This window comes from Collimonas sp. NPDC087041 (assembly GCF_044745265.1).
Classification (GTDB): Bacteria; Pseudomonadota; Gammaproteobacteria; order Burkholderiales; family Burkholderiaceae_D; genus Collimonas.
In genome coordinates this window covers 32,655-48,205 of the sequence record NZ_JBIUZX010000010.1, presented here as the reverse complement: position 1 = coordinate 48,205, position 15,551 = coordinate 32,655, and the positions used below count along the sequence as shown (strand labels likewise).

Below are 15,551 nucleotides of genomic sequence, written 5' to 3'. Positions count from 1 at the left end.
GATTTCCGCCGCGGCCATGAGATCACCATGCAACGGCGTCTGACGAAAGACGGGAGAGCCACGTGAGTAACCAGATTGAGTTTGCCGACGACGATCAAACGTTCTCGAATACCCAGGAATTCCAGGACATCAAGACCGCAGCCTACGATCATCTGCTGACCCGGATCGAAGAGCTAGGCGCGGAATTCGGACGCTGGTCGCGCAGCGCGATCCAGCAATTCGTCAATCTGGATGTCGACGGCTTCGTGCGACTGCAGCGCATCCCGCTGAATGAAGCTGAGGTGCGGCAGATTGCCGATGCCCTGACCAAGGAACTGGCCGGCCTGGGACCGCTGGAAGACTTGCTGGCCGATGTGACGGTCGAGGATATCCTGATCAACGGCTATAACGATGTGTTCGTGTCGCGTCACGGTGTGCTGCAGCGTGAAACGCTGCGGTTTACCGATAACGCCCATTTGCTGCGCATCGTGCGTCGCATCCTGGCGCCGCTGGGACGCCGCCTCGACGAATCGAATCCGATGGTCGACGCCCGCCTTCCGGACGGCGGTCGTCTCAATGTGGTGATCGAGCCGTTGTCGGTGGACGGTCCGATGGTGTCGATCCGGAAGTTCCGCAAGGAACCGCTGAAGCCGACCGACCTGCTCAATCTCGGCACCATGAACCAGGAGATTTATTCCTTGCTGGATAACGCGGTCAAGGCGCGCTGCAACATCCTGGTCTCGGGCGGCACCAGCTCCGGCAAGACATCGTTATTGAATGCGCTGGCCTTTTTCATACCGGAAAACGAACGCGTGGTGACAGTCGAGGATACTGCCGAACTGTCGCTCAACCACCCGCACGTGGTGCGGCTGGAATCGCGGCTGGGCGGCTTCGAGGGCAGCGGCGCGGTCAGTATCCGTGACCTGATCCGCAACAGCTTGCGCATGCGGCCGGATCGCATCATCGTCGGCGAAGTGCGCGGCGCCGAGGTGCTGGAAATGCTGCAAGCGATGAACACCGGGCATGATGGATCGATGGGCACGATCCACGCCAACACGCCGCGCGAATGCCTGTACCGGATTGAAATGCTGGCGGGTTTCGCCGGTTTCCAGGGCAGCGAAAGCAGCCTGCGCCGGCAAATCGCCGGTGCGCTGGATTTCATCGTACAAATTGGGCGGCTGTCCAATGGCCGTCGGCGGATCGTCTCGATTACCGAGGTGACCGGCATGGGCGACAACATCATCACCCTGCAGGAGCTGTACAAGCACGAAAGTTATATCGCGCCGGATGGCGAAGAAGCAGACCGTTGGGTGTCGCTCGGGATATTCCCGCATGCGCCGAAACTGCAACGCCAGCGTCAGCTTGGGCAGCAGAGCACCGGCAGTCCGAACACCGGCGGCTTTGGTCCCAGCACCGGTGGCCAGACAGGGAGACGCTAGCCATGCGGATTGCGTTATGGCTATTGGCAGCGGCCCTGCTGTTGGGTGGCGTCGCGTTATGGCTTTGGCAGCGCGCGCAACGACGCTCGCGGCAGGACGTTAGCGCAGCGTTCGTCGACCGCCAGTTGCAGGGCATGCAGCCGATGCAGCAGCAAGCGCCAGAAGCAATCGGCCAGCAACCACAGTTGCATGTGCAGATCGAAGCGGTGCGTCATTTCTTCCTGCGCGCCGGCATCCAGCAACCAGATGGCCGCCTGTATGCCAATTTGCTGGTGCCTGGAGCGGTGCTGATCCTGTCGGCGCTCGTGTTCGGCGGCTGGCTATCTGCGCTAGGGACCCTGGTCTTGTATGTGATGTTGGTGGCCTTCTATTTCTGGTTGAGGACATCCCGCTTGCAGCGCACCATGGTGCGGCAGTTGCCCGGCTTCCTGGATACGCTGGTGCGCCTGGTCACCATCGGCAACAGCATCGGCTCGGCGTTCCAGACCGGCATTGTCGGCACCGAAGGGCCATTGCGAGTAGTGCTGGATCGCGCCAATCGCCAGGTGCAGGCGGGTGTGGAACTGGAGCAGGCATTGCGTCAGCAGGCTGCGATATTTCATTTCAAGGAACTGGATCTGGTCGCAGCGGTGATCGGCGTCTCATCGCGTTTCGGCGGCCGCTCGGATCTGGTGCTGGAGCGTATGGCGGCATTCATGCGCGATCTCGAGCACGCGCAGAACGAAATGGTGTCGTTGTCGGCGGAAATCCGGCTGTCGGCCTGGGTCATGGGCGTGCTGCCGATTGCCATCGGCATGTTCCTGATCATTTTCAACAATAGCATGTTTGCCAACATGTGGCTGGACCCGATCGGCCGCAAGATGATGATCGGTGCGGGTCTGCTGGAAGTGATCGGCGGTTATGGCTTGTACCGACTGGCGAAAACGCTATAGCCGGCGTGGACATAGATAGGGTGGAACTACGGTGAACACAACACAACACACGCTGATCGTACTGGCAATCCTGCTGCTGGCTTCGGCCCTGTTGCTGGTTGGCGGTGCGCTGCTGGCGCGGGCTTGGCGTCTCAAGCGCAACCTCGACACCGTTGAGCAGAAGATTGCCGCGCATGACCATCCGAGCGGCGTGGCAACGGCGCCGACGCAGTTGCACTGGCGGGACCGGCTGGTGGCGCTCAGCGCCGATTGGCTGGACACGCCGCTGGGTCGGCAATTGGTGGCCGAAGAGGATCGTCATTTGTTGGATCAGTGCGGGGTTAATGACAGGCACGGCAAGGCATGGTTCTTTTTTGCGCGGGTGGTGCTGGCAATCTTTTTGCCGTTGATCGGCCTGTTCCTGTTTGGCTCGGGTGGTGGAATCAAATTACTGTTGATCCTGTTTTTCGGTATGGCGCTTGGCTACATGCTGCCGAAATGGGTGATGCAGCGGGTTGCCAAGAAACGTCAGAGGCTGGCTGCGGAAGAACTACCTTTGCTGATCGACTTGCTGCGTTTGCTGCAAGGCGTGGGTTTGTCGGTCGATCAGAGCCTGCACGTGATTGAAAACGAATTCAGCAACGTACTCAAGGTGCTGGGTCAGGAGCTGGCCATCGCCGGGCGTCAGTACAGCACCGGACGCAGCCGCGAGCAATCGATGCGGCGCTTCTCGACCATATTCGACAACGAAGATCTACATGCCGTATCGCGTTTGCTGGTGCAGGTCGAGCATCATGGCGGCGCGGTGCAGGAACCACTGAAGCAATTCAGCGAGCGCATTCGCGAACAACGCAAACTGGACATGAAAGAAAAGATAGGCAAACTGACCGTGAAGATGACAGGGGTGATGGTGTTGACCCTGTTGCCTGGCTTGTTGGTGATTACCGGAGGGGTCGGCTTTCTGGCCGTGATCCGGGCCTTGTCGAAAATGGGAGCAAATATATGAATGACAGGAAATCGTTGTGCTCCGCGCAGCCTGGTGGACGTTCGGGATTGTTCCTGGCGCCGGCCATCGTGATAGCAGCGCTGGCGCTCGGTGGCTGCGCCAGTAACTCGGCTCGCGTGTATGCGCAGCAGAACGAAGCGGCCCAGCTGCGTCAGCAGGCGGAAGAGAAGGCGCCGACACCGGACAACAAGGGCATGTACCTGGGATTGATACGGCAGATGCAGGAGCAAGGCATGTACTACGCCTCGCTGGCGCATATCGATGCCTATGAACAGCAAAACGGTAGCACCCCGGAAGTACAGCGCTTGCGCGCCGATGCCTTGCGTGAAACCAAGCAGGGCGCGGCAGCGGAGGCAGCCTATCGCAAGTTGTTGAATTCCACCGAAGCCGGTGCAGCCTGGCATGGCCTAGGCCTGCTGGCGGCGCAGAACAGCGATTACAAAGGAGCAGCGACTGCATTGCGTGAAGCAGTCAAGCGCGAGCCGACCAATCCTGTGATGTTGAGTGACCTGGGTTTCGCCTTGTTGCGCAGCGGCGATGTCGCCGGCGCCCGGGTGCCATTGGCGCAAGCTGCTGAACTGGCGCCGGACAATCGAAAAATGATCGGTAATCTGGCGCTGTTGCTGCTGGTGTCGGGAGATGGCGAAAAAGCGCGCGCGGTCATGGACAAGGCGGCGTTGTCGGCAGACAGCCGCGCCACGGTATATCGGCTGGCAGCCGAAATCGGCCAGGCGCCGCAACCGGTGGTGATGGCGATACCAAGCGCAGCTGCCGCCAAAGCCACCAATTCCGCACCGGTGCAGCAGACCGCGACGCCGTTCCAATCGATGCTCGATCGTTTCGGCAATGGCGGCTGAGACCAAATGACGCTGTCTAATTTTTGTTCAAGAGGTGGCAAATGAAAACGCAAATACTGCTTCGCCATTATTTCCATTTGACTGGCTGTGCATTGCTGGTGGCAGTGGCGATCCAGCCAGCGTTCGCACAGGATGCGGCGTCGCGTAACGGCCGCTTGATACAGCCGGCTGTCAGCGCAACGACAAATGCGCCTGTACCGGCCGTCGCGCAGGTTGCGCAAAGCGCACCGGTGGAGCAGGCGGTAAGCCAGGCCGCATCGGCCGCACAGACGGAAACACCTGCTCCGCGCGAACGTTATCGCAGCGTACAGATCGGCGACGTAACCCGCACGCTGTTGCAGGCACAAGCCGATGGCAGGGTGGCAGGCCCGCGATTGCCGATGTTGGGAGTCACCGCAACAGCTAGTTGGCAACGTTATCTCGATAGCTTTAAGCACCCGTTGCCGGAAAATTTTGAAAAGAAGGTGACAAGCAACAATTAGCAATCCGAAATTTCTTCAAGCAACCTTGAGCCGAGTCGAATGCCTTCCATGACCTCATCGCGCATCCAGTCGCCATGCCACCTTCCTGTTCGCCGCATGCGGCGTGACCGGCTGCGGCAGCATGGGTCGATTGCAGTGATGGCAGCTATTTTCCTTTCAGTGATCGTGATCCTGCTGTCATCGATCGATATTGGCTACATGTTTTATATGCGGCGGGATTTGCAGAAGACGGCTGATCTGGCGGCCTTGGCCGGTGCTCAAATGTTGGTTAGTTCACAGACATTTACCAGCACCGCTACTACATGCGCATCGGGTGATCTGCCGGCGCAGGCCGCCAGCGCCAACGCTCAGGTCAACGGCTTTGTCACAGGTACACCCGGCACTGCCGCAAATACACTGACAGTGACGTGCGGCCGCTGGGACCCGGTCGCCAATGCGGCGATGGCGCCGAACTATTTTTCAACGCCAGCCGCGTCAGGTACAAGATTGAATGCGGTCAAGGTAGTCTTGTCGCAGTCCATTCCCACTTTTTTTGGCTGGGGAACACACATTATCAATGGGCAGGCGATTGCAGCTGTCAGCGATCCTTATGCTGCTTTTTCAGTTGGCTCTCAATTGTTGGCAATCAACGGCGGCGTGGTGCCGGGTCTGCTGTCGGCAATCGGACTCAATCTGAACGGTACGTCGCTGGTTTCCTACAATGGACTGGCTAACGTATCAATTACTCCAAATGGCTTGCTGCAGGCATTGGGCTTTGAAATTCCATTGCATGCGGATGTCGGAACCATTCAGCAGATACTGCAAGCAAACACCGCCGGCTGCAGCAACGGCATGTGTACCTTGCAGGCCTTATTAGGCGCCATTACCACCGTTGGCGGTCAGCAGAATCTGATAAGCGCGCTAGGTGGCCTGACCGTCGGTCAGCTCAATGTGATGATTCCGCTGTTGTCCGATGCCAGCGGACAAGGGGGGTTGTTTACCTTGATTAATGTGGCTGATGGCCAATCCGCATTGAACGCGAACGTGAATGCGCTGAACGTCTTAAACACGGCGATCGGGATAGCCAATAGCCACCGTTTCGGCAGCGTTAGTCTTGGCGTTAGCCTGCCTGGTGTCGCTACCGTAACGACCCTGGCCGGTATTGTGGAGCCACCTTCGATTGGCATTGGCGGGATCGGTACGACCGCTTTCACCTCGCAGGTCCGGTTGTATGCGCGGATTCAGAGCAACCTGTTGAATCTGAACTTGTTGAATGTCGATCTGCCGTTGATTATCGACGTTGTTAACGGACTTGGAACGTTGACTGACATGTGCACGGCAAAAGATAGCAGTGGCAACGACTTGGCGACGATCCAGGTGCAGGCGCCGGTTCTGAGCTTGTGCGCAGGCAGCATTAATAATGCCGTGGACGGCAGCACGGTTTTTTCGACTAACGGCGCGTGCAAGACGAATTTGACAAACTGGCCGATGGTCAATGTGCTCAACGGAGTGTTGACGATCAACAAGGCAATCGCGGTTGACGGCCTGCAGAATACCAACAACGTGACACTGAGCAAGGGGCAGACGGTTACGACTGGAAATAACAACCTGCAAATCGGCACAACTCTATCGAATCTGTTCAGCGCCTTGACTGGCGCTCTGGCCGGCAGCTTATTGGGTGGCAGCGGAGTGAATAGCAATAATTTAGCTACCGGCTTACTTAACGGACAGAATTTGGCCAATGCCCAGTCGATGGTCACCAATGCACTGAGCAGCCTGAGCAATTTTGTCAACGGATTGGGTACTAGCGTTACCAGCATCTTGGGTAACCTGTTGACTGTGAATGTGTTGGGAATACTGACGAATGTCGGTGGACTGGTCAATAACCTGCTCAACACCATCGGTCAGATCGTCAGTGGCCTTGTGTGTTTGGGAAACAGTCAATGCATCTTGTCAAATCAACTGAGCGGTAGCCAGACTAGCGGCGGCACGACGATTTCAAACGCACTGCTCACGGCAGTGGGTCTTTTGATCAATCTGTTGCAGCCGATCTTGAATGTGCTGGGTGGCGCACTGTCGACAATATTGAACGGCCTGCTCGGTATTCAGCTGGGGCTGGTTGACGTCAACCTGATGGATTTGAATTGCGGCGGCACCAGCGTCAAGCTGGTTTATTAATCAAATGGACATGCACAATAATTTCAACATGACGAACAATCAAACCAGATTCGGTAAGCTGTTTTATTTTTTTGGATTTGAAAAACTGATCGCCCCAGTGCTGATCAAGTTGATCTACTGGATCGGTATTGTGGTGATCCTGGTAGCCGGTGTCGCCAGTTTTTTTAACACTGGCGGCGGAGTGGGGCGCATGTTGTTGACGCTGGTCGCATTGTTGTTGTCCTTGTTGATCTGGCGCCTGGTCAGCGAGTTGTGGATTCTGGCTTTTAATATTTACCAACGGTTGGTTGAAATTCGTGATTTGCTGTCGCGCCATGGCCAGGCGTCGGCTGTGATCCAGCCGGTTTTGCGCGACGGCGACTGAGAAGAGATAACCATGCAGAACAAGCCTTTGCAAGAAAGTCTCGACATATACGTATGGGAAGGCAAATCGGATATCGCAGACCGGATTTCTCTGTGTCTGGCGAGTTTCGATATCGAGGTGATCCGTGCCGACGAAATGCCGGTCACGCGCGATCAGGTATCGTCGCGGCCATCGATAGCAGTGATCTCGGTCACCGTGATCGAGCAGGCCCAGTTCTCCGCCGACGCCTGGCAAAAGTCGCACGGTATGCCGGTGATCTGGGTGGCGGAGGTGGGGCGCGCTGCCAATCCGCGCGTGTATCCGGTCGAGTATTCGCACATCCTGATGCTCGATTTCACCTGCGCCGAACTGCGCAAGCTGGTGTTCCGGCTGGCCTCGGAGTTGCATGCCAGCGCCAGCACAGATCGCATGCCGCAGCCATTGATCGCGCAATCCGAATGCATGCAGACGCTGGTCTCAGAAGCGGAAGCCTTTGCCGATTGCGAATCCAGCGTATTGATCGTCGGTGAAACTGGTGTCGGCAAGGAGCGCATTGCGCAGTTGCTGCACCAGCGCCACGGTCGTTATCGGCATGGTCCATTTGTTGCAGTCAATTGCGGAGCGATTCCGGACGGCTTGTTCGAGTCGCTGTTCTTCGGTCATGCCAAGGGCGCTTTTACCGGCGCCTTGGTGGCGCATAAAGGCTATTTCGAGCAGGCTGATGGCGGCACTCTTTTCCTCGACGAGATCGGCGATCTGCCGCTGTACCAGCAGGTCAAGCTGCTGCGCGTGCTGGAGCAAAGCAGCGTGACCCGCCTCGGCTCGCAAACTGAGGTCAAGCTGGATTTCCGGCTGGTGGCAGCGACTAACCGCAACCTGCGCGAGCAGGTGCAGCAGGACATGTTCCGCGCCGATTTGTATTACCGCTTGGCGGTGATCGAGTTACGAGTGCCGAATCTGGAAGAGCGCGGTAGCGTCGACAAGATTGCGATTTTCAATACTTTGCTGACACAGACCTACAGCGACCTGCCGGCGCCGCCCGAGTGGCTGCTGGAGCAAGTGGCAACGGCTAAATTCGCCGGCAATGTGCGCGAGTTGCGCAATGTGGCGGAGCGGGTCGGCATCATCTACCGGCAGTTAGGAAGCTGGGATCGTACGCGTATCGACCGCGTATTTGAAACGCTGGGAACGATGGAGCGGGCGGCGGAAGGCAATGACCTGACAGCGGTCCGTAAAAAATGGGACATGACAGAACGTAATCGCATCCTGTCGGTGCTGGATGCCAATGGCTGGCGGCGCCAGGATACTGCCCATGCGCTCGGCATCAGCCGCAAGGTGTTGTGGGAAAAAATGCGCAAATTCCAGATCGCCGATACCGAAGCGATTGGTGAGGCGGAGTAACCGTTTGCTGACGGGCGATGATGGATTATGCACGCTGCCGCTCGGGTGATATCGGTAACAGTAAAAAAGAATGATAAAAATGTCATTTTTATAAAAAACAATGCTCAATAACAACAGGATTGCAGCTAGAATTGACTACAATATCGTGGCTTGTACCTACAAAAATCATTGTTAGCGAAGGAATCAGGGGATGAATGTGAATGTACGCAATGTGATCAATGGATTCGGGCTGGGATTGTTCCTGGCAGGTTTGTCGATCAACGCAATGGCGCAGTCCACCTCGAGCGGAGCAGCGACTGCCGGTACATCGCCAAGCGCCACAGTTTCTCCTGCCGCGGCAGCCAGCGCCAAGCCGGCCGCCAGCAACGCCAACAGCACCATCGGCGAATTGCAGCAATTGATGCAACAAGGCCAAGGCATCAGCGAGTTGCGCACCACGTATAACGGCAACTATGGTTCCAGTCTGCTGTTCAAGCCGGACAACCGTACTTATTACGTCGCCCTGTTCCAGCAAAAGAATTTCTGGCGCGTCGTCAAAACCACATCGGATACGCAAGCCGAGCAAACCTACAAGAACTTCGTCGGTCAGACCGAAAAGCTGGCCGAGGTGGATATACGCCGCATCAAGCTGGAAGCGGAAAAGGAATACACCGAACAGCTGATATCGACCCAGGAAGCGCGCCTGAGCGCTTTGCAAAACGATCTGGCGGTACAGCAGCAGCAGGAGCAGAGCGTCGCCGTTCAGCAGGACCAGGCACGTCAGCAAACGCAGTTGTTGGGCAACAAGCAGCAAGCTGCGCGTAGTCAGTTGACGGCGCTGCAGAATCGCATCCGCACGCTGGAAGCGCAGCAGACTACCTTGGAAAATATCAACCTGACCAACGGCAAGGCGGCTGTGGCGAAATAATTCGATAACTGTATAGACAGTTTGCCGGACTCTAAAGACCAGTATATTTGCCAAAATATACTGGTCTTTTTTTGTCCATGGTTCCCGCCGGAATGGTGGCGAACGAGATTGGCAACAAGATCATCTTGTAGATGATTGTCGTTGTAATGCCTGGGGTGGGAGTTTGAAAAAATACAGCGGAAACGAAAAAAGCACTGAGCAAGTCAGTGCTTTTTTGCAAAATCTGGTGCCCGGGGCCGGACTCGAACCGGCACGCCTTGCGGCGGGGGATTTTGAGTCCCCTACGTCTACCAATTTCATCACCCGGGCAGAGTGAAATACATTAACAACTACATCGGCGCGCTCAGATTGCCGTGTATTTGTCTCGCATGCTTTGCTATACAGCCTTGCTCTGCAACGCGTCCGCTATTATGACTGATTTCCAGCCCACGATCAATAGGGACCTCGAAAAACCTGCTGCACGGCCCAATCTCGGCACTGCGATGCTCGCTACGATTTTTCGAGGACCTCAGTTTGTCAGTTACCGACGCGCTGGTACAGGCGGAAACGTTCATCACGGTCGGACGGCCGGCGGCCGGTCCACAGCAGCTTCCAGTTACCTTTGAACTGGCGCCACAGCGCGTCGTCCGTTTTGACCGAGGCGTTGTCCTGATACAGCAGGTAATCGCAATGCTGCTGGCCGAATTCGCCAAATGGGATGTCGCCAAAATAGGCGAACGAGGCGCGCTGGGCCGGGCCGACGTTGGTGTCGACGCATTGTTTGACGGCCGGCAGGTGTTCGTCGATTTGGGCGGCGACGCCGGCGTAGCTCTTGCTGTAGTTGATCCAGGGCATCCACAGCGTGGTCAGAAGCAGCCAGCACAGGATCACGCCGCCTGAAGACAGCACCACGGCGCGCCACAGCACCGACGGACGGCGCGACAGGCGCCAGTTCACCAACAGGATCCAGAATACCGAAGCGAGCAAGGCAATGATCAGCGCCACCAGGTTGAATTCAGGCTTGAACCCCGGCGCCAGCTTGTAGACATTCTTGGCGATTTGCGCCGGCCAGCCGCTTTCCTTGGCTATCCAGGCCAGCCAGATGAATGCAGCGCAAGCGGTCAGGGTCATGACCGAGAACCAGTCGACCGCGTTGATCGCGCCGCGCTTCATGGTCGGCAGGCCAAATGCAGCAAGGATCACCAATGCCGGCAGCAGCGGCAGCAGGATGCCTTCTTCCGGATGTGGATTGAGCAATATCACGGCCGTCAGGCTGATGAAAAATGCCAGCGGCAAGGCGATGTGCAATGTCGATCGTTGCTGGCGCCATGCATACACGGCCCAACCGGCGAAAGGCCATGCCGGCCACGCAAACCAGATGCCGTATTTGAAGTAGTACGAGAGCGCTGCCCAGCTCGGCCAGCTCAATTGCGCCCGGTTGATATTCTCCCAAACAGCGAAGTAATCGATATCGCGCGGCAGCAGCAGGTAGGTAGCAACGAACCAGATGCCGGCCACAATCGCAGCCAATGGCAGGCTGACCAACAGCAGGTTGCGTGCGATCTTTTTTTCGCGCATGAATGCCAGTACCAGCAAACCGAGCAGCAAGCCCAGCGGGATGGTCCAGCCGCGCGCCAGGATCATCAGGCCCAGGGTAAGGCCGAGCAAGGCGGCAGTGCGAATATTGCGCGTCGCGTTGGGAGTATCGAACATGCGCACGGCAACATAGATCGAAAAAGCCACCAGTGAAATTTGCAGGCTCTTGGCGGTCGGTTCATGGCTGTGCGATATCAGTCCGAGACAGCCAAGATAGATCAGGAAAGCGCCATCGGCCAGTGTGCGGCCGAAATCCCTTGGCTCGGGCTGGCCGCCGAACGCCAGCCGCAGCGGCTGGGCTTCGTTGCGTCGTCCAAGCAAGTAAGTGGCATACCAAACTGAGAGCGAGCCGATCAGGAAAAAAACGATAGTCGACAGGCGCGCGGCAAACGGATCACCGAGCAGCCAGCCGAACAGCTTGATGAAGATGGCGCCGATCCAGTAGGTCAACGGGCTTTCGCCTGGCATCGGCAAGCCTACGATGTTGGGCATCAGCCAGTCGTGGATGCCGCCGTGGGCCATGGTCCAGGCGATGCCGAAACTCGATGCGTCTTCATTCTTCCAGGGATCGCGTCCGATCAGGCCGGGCAGGATATAGAGTAATCCAAGCGCCCATAGAGCCCAGCGTGGCAGTGCGCTGGTGGCGGAAGCAGGAAGGCGGACGGGCTTCATCACAATATTGTTTGACCGATTATTTGGATTGCTGGATATTGTGCCGGATAGCCGTGTACTGCGCTACGGCCGGCTTTGCTTTTTGGTGACCTCGAATCAACGTTGGCTATGGTTTTTCGAAGTCCCCTTTATTCTGGATATCTTTTTCGGGCATCGTTTTTTTTTGCGATGCCTCCCGGATTGGTTCACCCGCTGAATCAGCCTACGCGAACGCTTTGGAGCGCAAGCCCGGCCGGCAGTTCTCGATCATGCCGATAAAACAAAAAAGGCAGCCGCAGCTGCCTTTTTGAAACGACGATCGAATTAAGTATTGGCGATCGAAGTCTTGGAACCGACAGTACCGAATTTCTTGCGGAACTTGTCAACGCGACCGGCGGTGTCGACGATCTTGTGTTGGCCGGTGTAGAACGGATGCGATTCCGACGAAACTTCAATCTTCACCAGAGGGTATTCTTTACCTTCGTGGGTGATGTTTTCGCGAGTCTGGATAGTCGAACGTGTGACGAACTTGAAATCGTTCGATACGTCGTGGAACAGAACTTCGCGGTAATTTGGGTGAATGCCGTCTTTCATAATTGCCTCAATTGAGTGGTAGCCAATCAATCACTTCGTCGGTCGTCCTGCTTCTTGACCCGATTGTCGATCACTTGCCGGGGGTGGAAAACCGCAGATTATACAATAAATCCCGCAATGGATTGGAAAAAATGAATGAAATCAGTGCCTTGGCGACAATTGGGCACTGATTTTCATTTTCCCGCTACGTCTGCAATCCTGGCTGAATCTGTGCTTCAGCCAGGCCTGGTGTCAGCCTTTTACCGGGACGGGATTCTGATTGCCGTTCTTGCGGTACAAATACAATGTTGCAAACAAGCCACAAATAGCTGCCGCAGTCATCCACATGCCTGGCGCGCCTTTGTCGCCGGTGTATTCGATCAGGCCGGTGGCAATCGCCGGCGTGAAGCCACCGAAAATCGCAGTCGCCAGGCTATAGGCCAATGAAAAACCGGCGGTCCGCACTTCAACCGGCATGACTTCGGTCAGCGCCACCACCATTGCGCCGTTGTAACTTGCATACAGGAAAGAAAGCCACAGTTCGACCACCAGCATCTTCTGGAAGCTCGGATCGGCTACCAGCCACGACAGTGCCGGATAAGCGGTCAGGATGGTCAGGATCGTGAATGCCAGCAGCAGCGGCTTGCGGCCGATGCGGTCAGACAGGGCGCCCATCACTGGCAGCCAGATGAAGTTCGAGATGCCGACGCAGAAGGTGACAACCAGCGCATCGATAGTGCTCAGCTTCAGGACGCTCTTGCCGAATGTCGGGGTGTAGACGGTGATCAGGTAGAACGAGACTGTGGTCATCGACACCAGCATCATGCCGGCAATTACCAGGCCCCAGTTGTCGACCATCGAGCGCAGGATTTCGCGTACTGGCGGCTTGTGCTTGCGCGCCATGAATTCTTCGGTTTCCTGCAGCGAACGGCGGATCACGAACAGCACCGGCACGATCATGCAGCCGATGAAGAATGGAATGCGCCAGCCCCAGTCGGCGATTTGCGCCGGCTGCAGCCACACCTGCAAACCGAATCCCAGAGCGGCGGCGACGATGATGGCCACTTGCTGGCTGGCGGATTGCCAGCTGACGTAGAAGCCCTTGTGGCCCGGTGTCGCCATTTCGGACAAGTACACCGAAACGCCACCCAGTTCCACGCCGGCCGAGAAGCCTTGCAGCAGCCGGCCGATCAGCACCAGCAGCGGCGCCGCATAGCCGATGGTGGCGTAACCCGGCACGAAGGCGATCAGCATGGTGCCAGCCGCCATCAGCGCCAGCGTTGTGATCAGTCCCTTGCGGCGGCCAACCCGGTCGATATAGGCGCCGAGGATGATGGCGCCCAGCGGCCGCATCAGGAAGCCGGCGCCGAAGGTCATGAAGGTCAGCATCAGCGAGGCAAATTCATCGGCCGCGGGGAAGAATGTCTTGGAAATGTAGGTCGCGTAGAAGCCGAACAGGAAGAAATCGAACATCTCCATGAAGTTACCGCTGGTAACCCGCAGAACGGTGCCGAATTTCGATTGCCTAGTTTGAGTGGTAGCCATGATGAGCTGTGCGAAAAATGGAGGTTCGCAAGGATAGCATTTAACCAGTCGAATTGTTCTGGTGATGGCTTATCATTTCGCCGCCCGGCATTGCCGAAAATCATCATTTTTTCGTGGCAGCACTTGCCCCCGCTGGCAGCAGGTCGGCAGGCTGCGTCTATAAATTAATGGCATAGCAAAGGCAGAATTTTTCATTTTCGCTTATTCCAGGAGGGTTGCATACTGACTCGCATGTTCACTCCGCCAAGCGGTTTGAGATGACGCCGGGACGCATGCCCGGCTTGCCTGAGTTGATAGAAGGATCGTACACACGGTTTGTGTAATAAGAATAGCAATTGATAGGACAGGGAACAAGAAGATGGTAACGAGACAAGATTGCATTACGTTGGACCAGCGCGACGGACTCGCCGCGTATCGTCAGAAATTCACTTTGCCGGAAGGTGAGATTTACCTCGACGGCAATTCGCTGGGCGCCATGCCAAGCCATCTGCCGGCGCGCATCCAGGAGGTGGTCGCCAACGAGTGGGGACGCGGATTGATCCGTTCCTGGAATGATGCGGGCTGGATCCATGTGCCGAAACGCGTCGCGGCCAAAGTGGCGCGCCTGATCGGCGCCAATGCTGATGAAGTGATGGTGGCTGACTCGACCTCGGTCAACTTGTACAAGGCGCTGGCGGCGGCGGTGCGTCTCAATCCCGGACGCAAGGTAATTCTTACCGAGCTGGATAATTTTCCTACCGATTTGTATATTGCGCAGGGCGTCGCGGAATTGTTCGGCCTCGAAATCCGTTACGTCGAATCGAATCCTGAGGCTGTGCTGGCCGCCTTGGACGACAGCATCTGCCTGACCATGCTGACGCACGTCAATTACCGGACCGGCGCCATTTATCCGATGCAGGAAATCACCGCGAAGGCGCATCAGGTTGGCGCCTTGATGGTGTGGGATCTGGCGCACAGCGCGGGCGCGGTGGAAGTCGATTTGAATGGCGCCAATGCCGACATGGCGGTCGGTTGCGGCTATAAATATCTGAATGGCGGCCCAGGCGCTCCTTCGTTCATCTATGTCGCCCAACGCCATCACCAGCAGATGCGGCAGCCACTGTCGGGCTGGCACGGCCATGCGCGGCCTTTCGAGTTCGTGCTGGATTATCAGCCGGCTGCCGGCATGGACCGCATGCAATGCGGCACGCCACCGCTGATTTCGATGCTGGGTCTGGACGCTGCTCTGGACGTTTTCGGTGGCGTCGACATGCACGCGTTGCGCGTCAAGAGCATGGCTCTGGGCGATTTATTCATCAAGCTGGTCGATGAAAAATTGTCGGAGTACGATTTCGGATTGGCCTCGCCGCGCGACAGCGCTGTACGCGGCAGCCAGGTCTCGCTGACCCACGCACAAGGCTACGCGATTGTGCAGGCATTGATCGCCCGTGGCATTACCGGCGATTTCCGCATGCCGAATATCTTGCGATTCGGCTTCACTCCGCTTTACGTGCGCTATGTCGATGTCTACGACACGGTCCAGGCGATAGCCGAAATCATGATCGGCGATGAATGGAACCAGGCGCATTTCCTGGCCAAAAAAGCGGTGACATAAAACAGAAAACGATGCGAGCAATGCCGAAAGGCCTTGCTCGTTTTTGCATGTGCCGACGCGCGATGGATATGCAACGTCGTGCGCTGCCGCATGCCATGGATCGCAAAAAAAGGGGTAAAGGCAATCATTGA

General features: G+C 56.9%; 13 protein-coding genes and 1 tRNA gene. 10 read left to right on the top strand and 4 right to left on the bottom strand.

The features are described from left to right. Positions 1 to 62: 62 nt before the first annotated feature. From ACIPF8_RS17735 to ACIPF8_RS17695, 9 genes are all read left to right on the top strand, one after another. Positions 63 to 1,418, top strand: coding sequence for a CpaF family protein (locus ACIPF8_RS17735; RefSeq protein WP_400423523.1), 1,356 nt, complete (start codon positions 63 to 65; stop codon positions 1,416 to 1,418). A 2-nt stretch (positions 1,419 to 1,420) separates the two neighbouring features. Next, positions 1,421 to 2,350, top strand: a complete 930-nt coding sequence (locus ACIPF8_RS17730) for a type II secretion system F family protein (RefSeq protein ID WP_400423522.1) — start codon at positions 1,421 to 1,423, stop codon at positions 2,348 to 2,350. Between the two features lie 31 nt (positions 2,351 to 2,381). Then, complete coding sequence (locus ACIPF8_RS17725; RefSeq protein ID WP_400423520.1) at positions 2,382 to 3,335, top strand: type II secretion system F family protein; 954 nt, start codon at positions 2,382 to 2,384, stop codon at positions 3,333 to 3,335. Next, positions 3,332 to 4,192, top strand: coding sequence for a tetratricopeptide repeat protein (locus ACIPF8_RS17720; RefSeq protein WP_400423518.1), 861 nt, complete (start codon positions 3,332 to 3,334; stop codon positions 4,190 to 4,192). The genes ACIPF8_RS17725 and ACIPF8_RS17720 overlap by 4 nt, the downstream gene beginning before the upstream one ends. Positions 4,193 to 4,233: 41 nt before the next feature. After that, complete coding sequence (locus tag ACIPF8_RS17715; protein WP_400423516.1) at positions 4,234 to 4,674, top strand: DUF3613 domain-containing protein; 441 nt, start codon at positions 4,234 to 4,236, stop codon at positions 4,672 to 4,674. A 39-nt stretch (positions 4,675 to 4,713) separates the two neighbouring features. Beyond that, a complete protein-coding gene (locus tag ACIPF8_RS17710; RefSeq protein ID WP_400423514.1) occupies positions 4,714 to 6,831 on the top strand; it encodes a pilus assembly protein TadG-related protein in 2,118 nt (705 codons plus the stop codon). Between the two features lie 28 nt (positions 6,832 to 6,859). Continuing rightward, positions 6,860 to 7,195, top strand: a complete 336-nt coding sequence (locus tag ACIPF8_RS17705; protein ID WP_400423512.1) for a DUF4282 domain-containing protein — start codon at positions 6,860 to 6,862, stop codon at positions 7,193 to 7,195. A gap of 12 nt (positions 7,196 to 7,207) precedes the next feature. Then, a complete protein-coding gene (locus ACIPF8_RS17700; protein WP_400423510.1) occupies positions 7,208 to 8,575 on the top strand; it encodes a sigma 54-interacting transcriptional regulator in 1,368 nt (455 codons plus the stop codon). A gap of 190 nt (positions 8,576 to 8,765) precedes the next feature. Beyond that, positions 8,766 to 9,482, top strand: a complete 717-nt coding sequence (locus ACIPF8_RS17695; RefSeq protein WP_400423508.1) for a DUF2968 domain-containing protein — start codon at positions 8,766 to 8,768, stop codon at positions 9,480 to 9,482. Between the two features lie 224 nt (positions 9,483 to 9,706). Here ACIPF8_RS17695 and ACIPF8_RS17690 read toward each other — a convergent pair. The 4 genes from ACIPF8_RS17690 to ACIPF8_RS17675 all read right to left on the bottom strand — a co-directional run bounded on the left by ACIPF8_RS17690 (position 9,707) and on the right by ACIPF8_RS17675 (position 13,826). Then, positions 9,707 to 9,791 (bottom strand) — tRNA-Leu (locus tag ACIPF8_RS17690). A gap of 207 nt (positions 9,792 to 9,998) precedes the next feature. Continuing rightward, positions 9,999 to 11,729, bottom strand: coding sequence for an ArnT family glycosyltransferase (locus ACIPF8_RS17685; protein ID WP_400423507.1), 1,731 nt, complete (start codon positions 11,727 to 11,729; stop codon positions 9,999 to 10,001). A 303-nt stretch (positions 11,730 to 12,032) separates the two neighbouring features. Then, on the bottom strand, positions 12,033 to 12,302 hold the full coding sequence (locus ACIPF8_RS17680) for a type B 50S ribosomal protein L31 (protein WP_061532390.1): 270 nt from the start codon (positions 12,300 to 12,302) through the stop codon (positions 12,033 to 12,035). A gap of 231 nt (positions 12,303 to 12,533) precedes the next feature. Continuing rightward, positions 12,534 to 13,826 carry an MFS transporter gene (locus tag ACIPF8_RS17675; protein ID WP_400423505.1) on the bottom strand — a complete coding sequence of 431 codons (1,293 nt, stop codon included), beginning with the start codon at positions 13,824 to 13,826 and terminating at the stop codon, positions 12,534 to 12,536. A gap of 358 nt (positions 13,827 to 14,184) precedes the next feature. Here ACIPF8_RS17675 and kynU point away from each other — a divergent pair, with 358 nt between their 5' ends. Next, positions 14,185 to 15,420, top strand: a complete 1,236-nt coding sequence (kynU, locus tag ACIPF8_RS17670; RefSeq protein WP_400423504.1) for a kynureninase — start codon at positions 14,185 to 14,187, stop codon at positions 15,418 to 15,420. The last annotated feature ends 131 nt before the right edge of the window (positions 15,421 to 15,551 follow it).

Excerpts from the sequence above, each read along its gene's own strand:
- ACIPF8_RS17730 (WP_400423522.1), top strand. The coding sequence starts at position 1,421 with ATGCGGATTGCGTTATGGCTATTGGCAGCGGCCCTGCTGTTGGGTGGC.
- ACIPF8_RS17720 (WP_400423518.1), top strand. The coding sequence starts at position 3,332 with ATGAATGACAGGAAATCGTTGTGCTCCGCGCAGCCTGGTGGACGTTCG.
- ACIPF8_RS17715 (WP_400423516.1), top strand. The coding sequence starts at position 4,234 with ATGAAAACGCAAATACTGCTTCGCCATTATTTCCATTTGACTGGCTGT.
- ACIPF8_RS17710 (WP_400423514.1), top strand. The coding sequence starts at position 4,714 with ATGCCTTCCATGACCTCATCGCGCATCCAGTCGCCATGCCACCTTCCT.
- ACIPF8_RS17705 (WP_400423512.1), top strand. The coding sequence starts at position 6,860 with ATGACGAACAATCAAACCAGATTCGGTAAGCTGTTTTATTTTTTTGGA.
- ACIPF8_RS17700 (WP_400423510.1), top strand. The coding sequence starts at position 7,208 with ATGCAGAACAAGCCTTTGCAAGAAAGTCTCGACATATACGTATGGGAA.
- ACIPF8_RS17695 (WP_400423508.1), top strand. The coding sequence starts at position 8,766 with ATGAATGTGAATGTACGCAATGTGATCAATGGATTCGGGCTGGGATTG.
- ACIPF8_RS17685 (WP_400423507.1), bottom strand. The coding sequence starts at position 11,729 with ATGAAGCCCGTCCGCCTTCCTGCTTCCGCCACCAGCGCACTGCCACGC.
- ACIPF8_RS17680 (WP_061532390.1), bottom strand. The coding sequence starts at position 12,302 with ATGAAAGACGGCATTCACCCAAATTACCGCGAAGTTCTGTTCCACGAC.
- ACIPF8_RS17675 (WP_400423505.1), bottom strand. The coding sequence starts at position 13,826 with ATGGCTACCACTCAAACTAGGCAATCGAAATTCGGCACCGTTCTGCGG.
- kynU (WP_400423504.1), top strand. The coding sequence starts at position 14,185 with ATGGTAACGAGACAAGATTGCATTACGTTGGACCAGCGCGACGGACTC.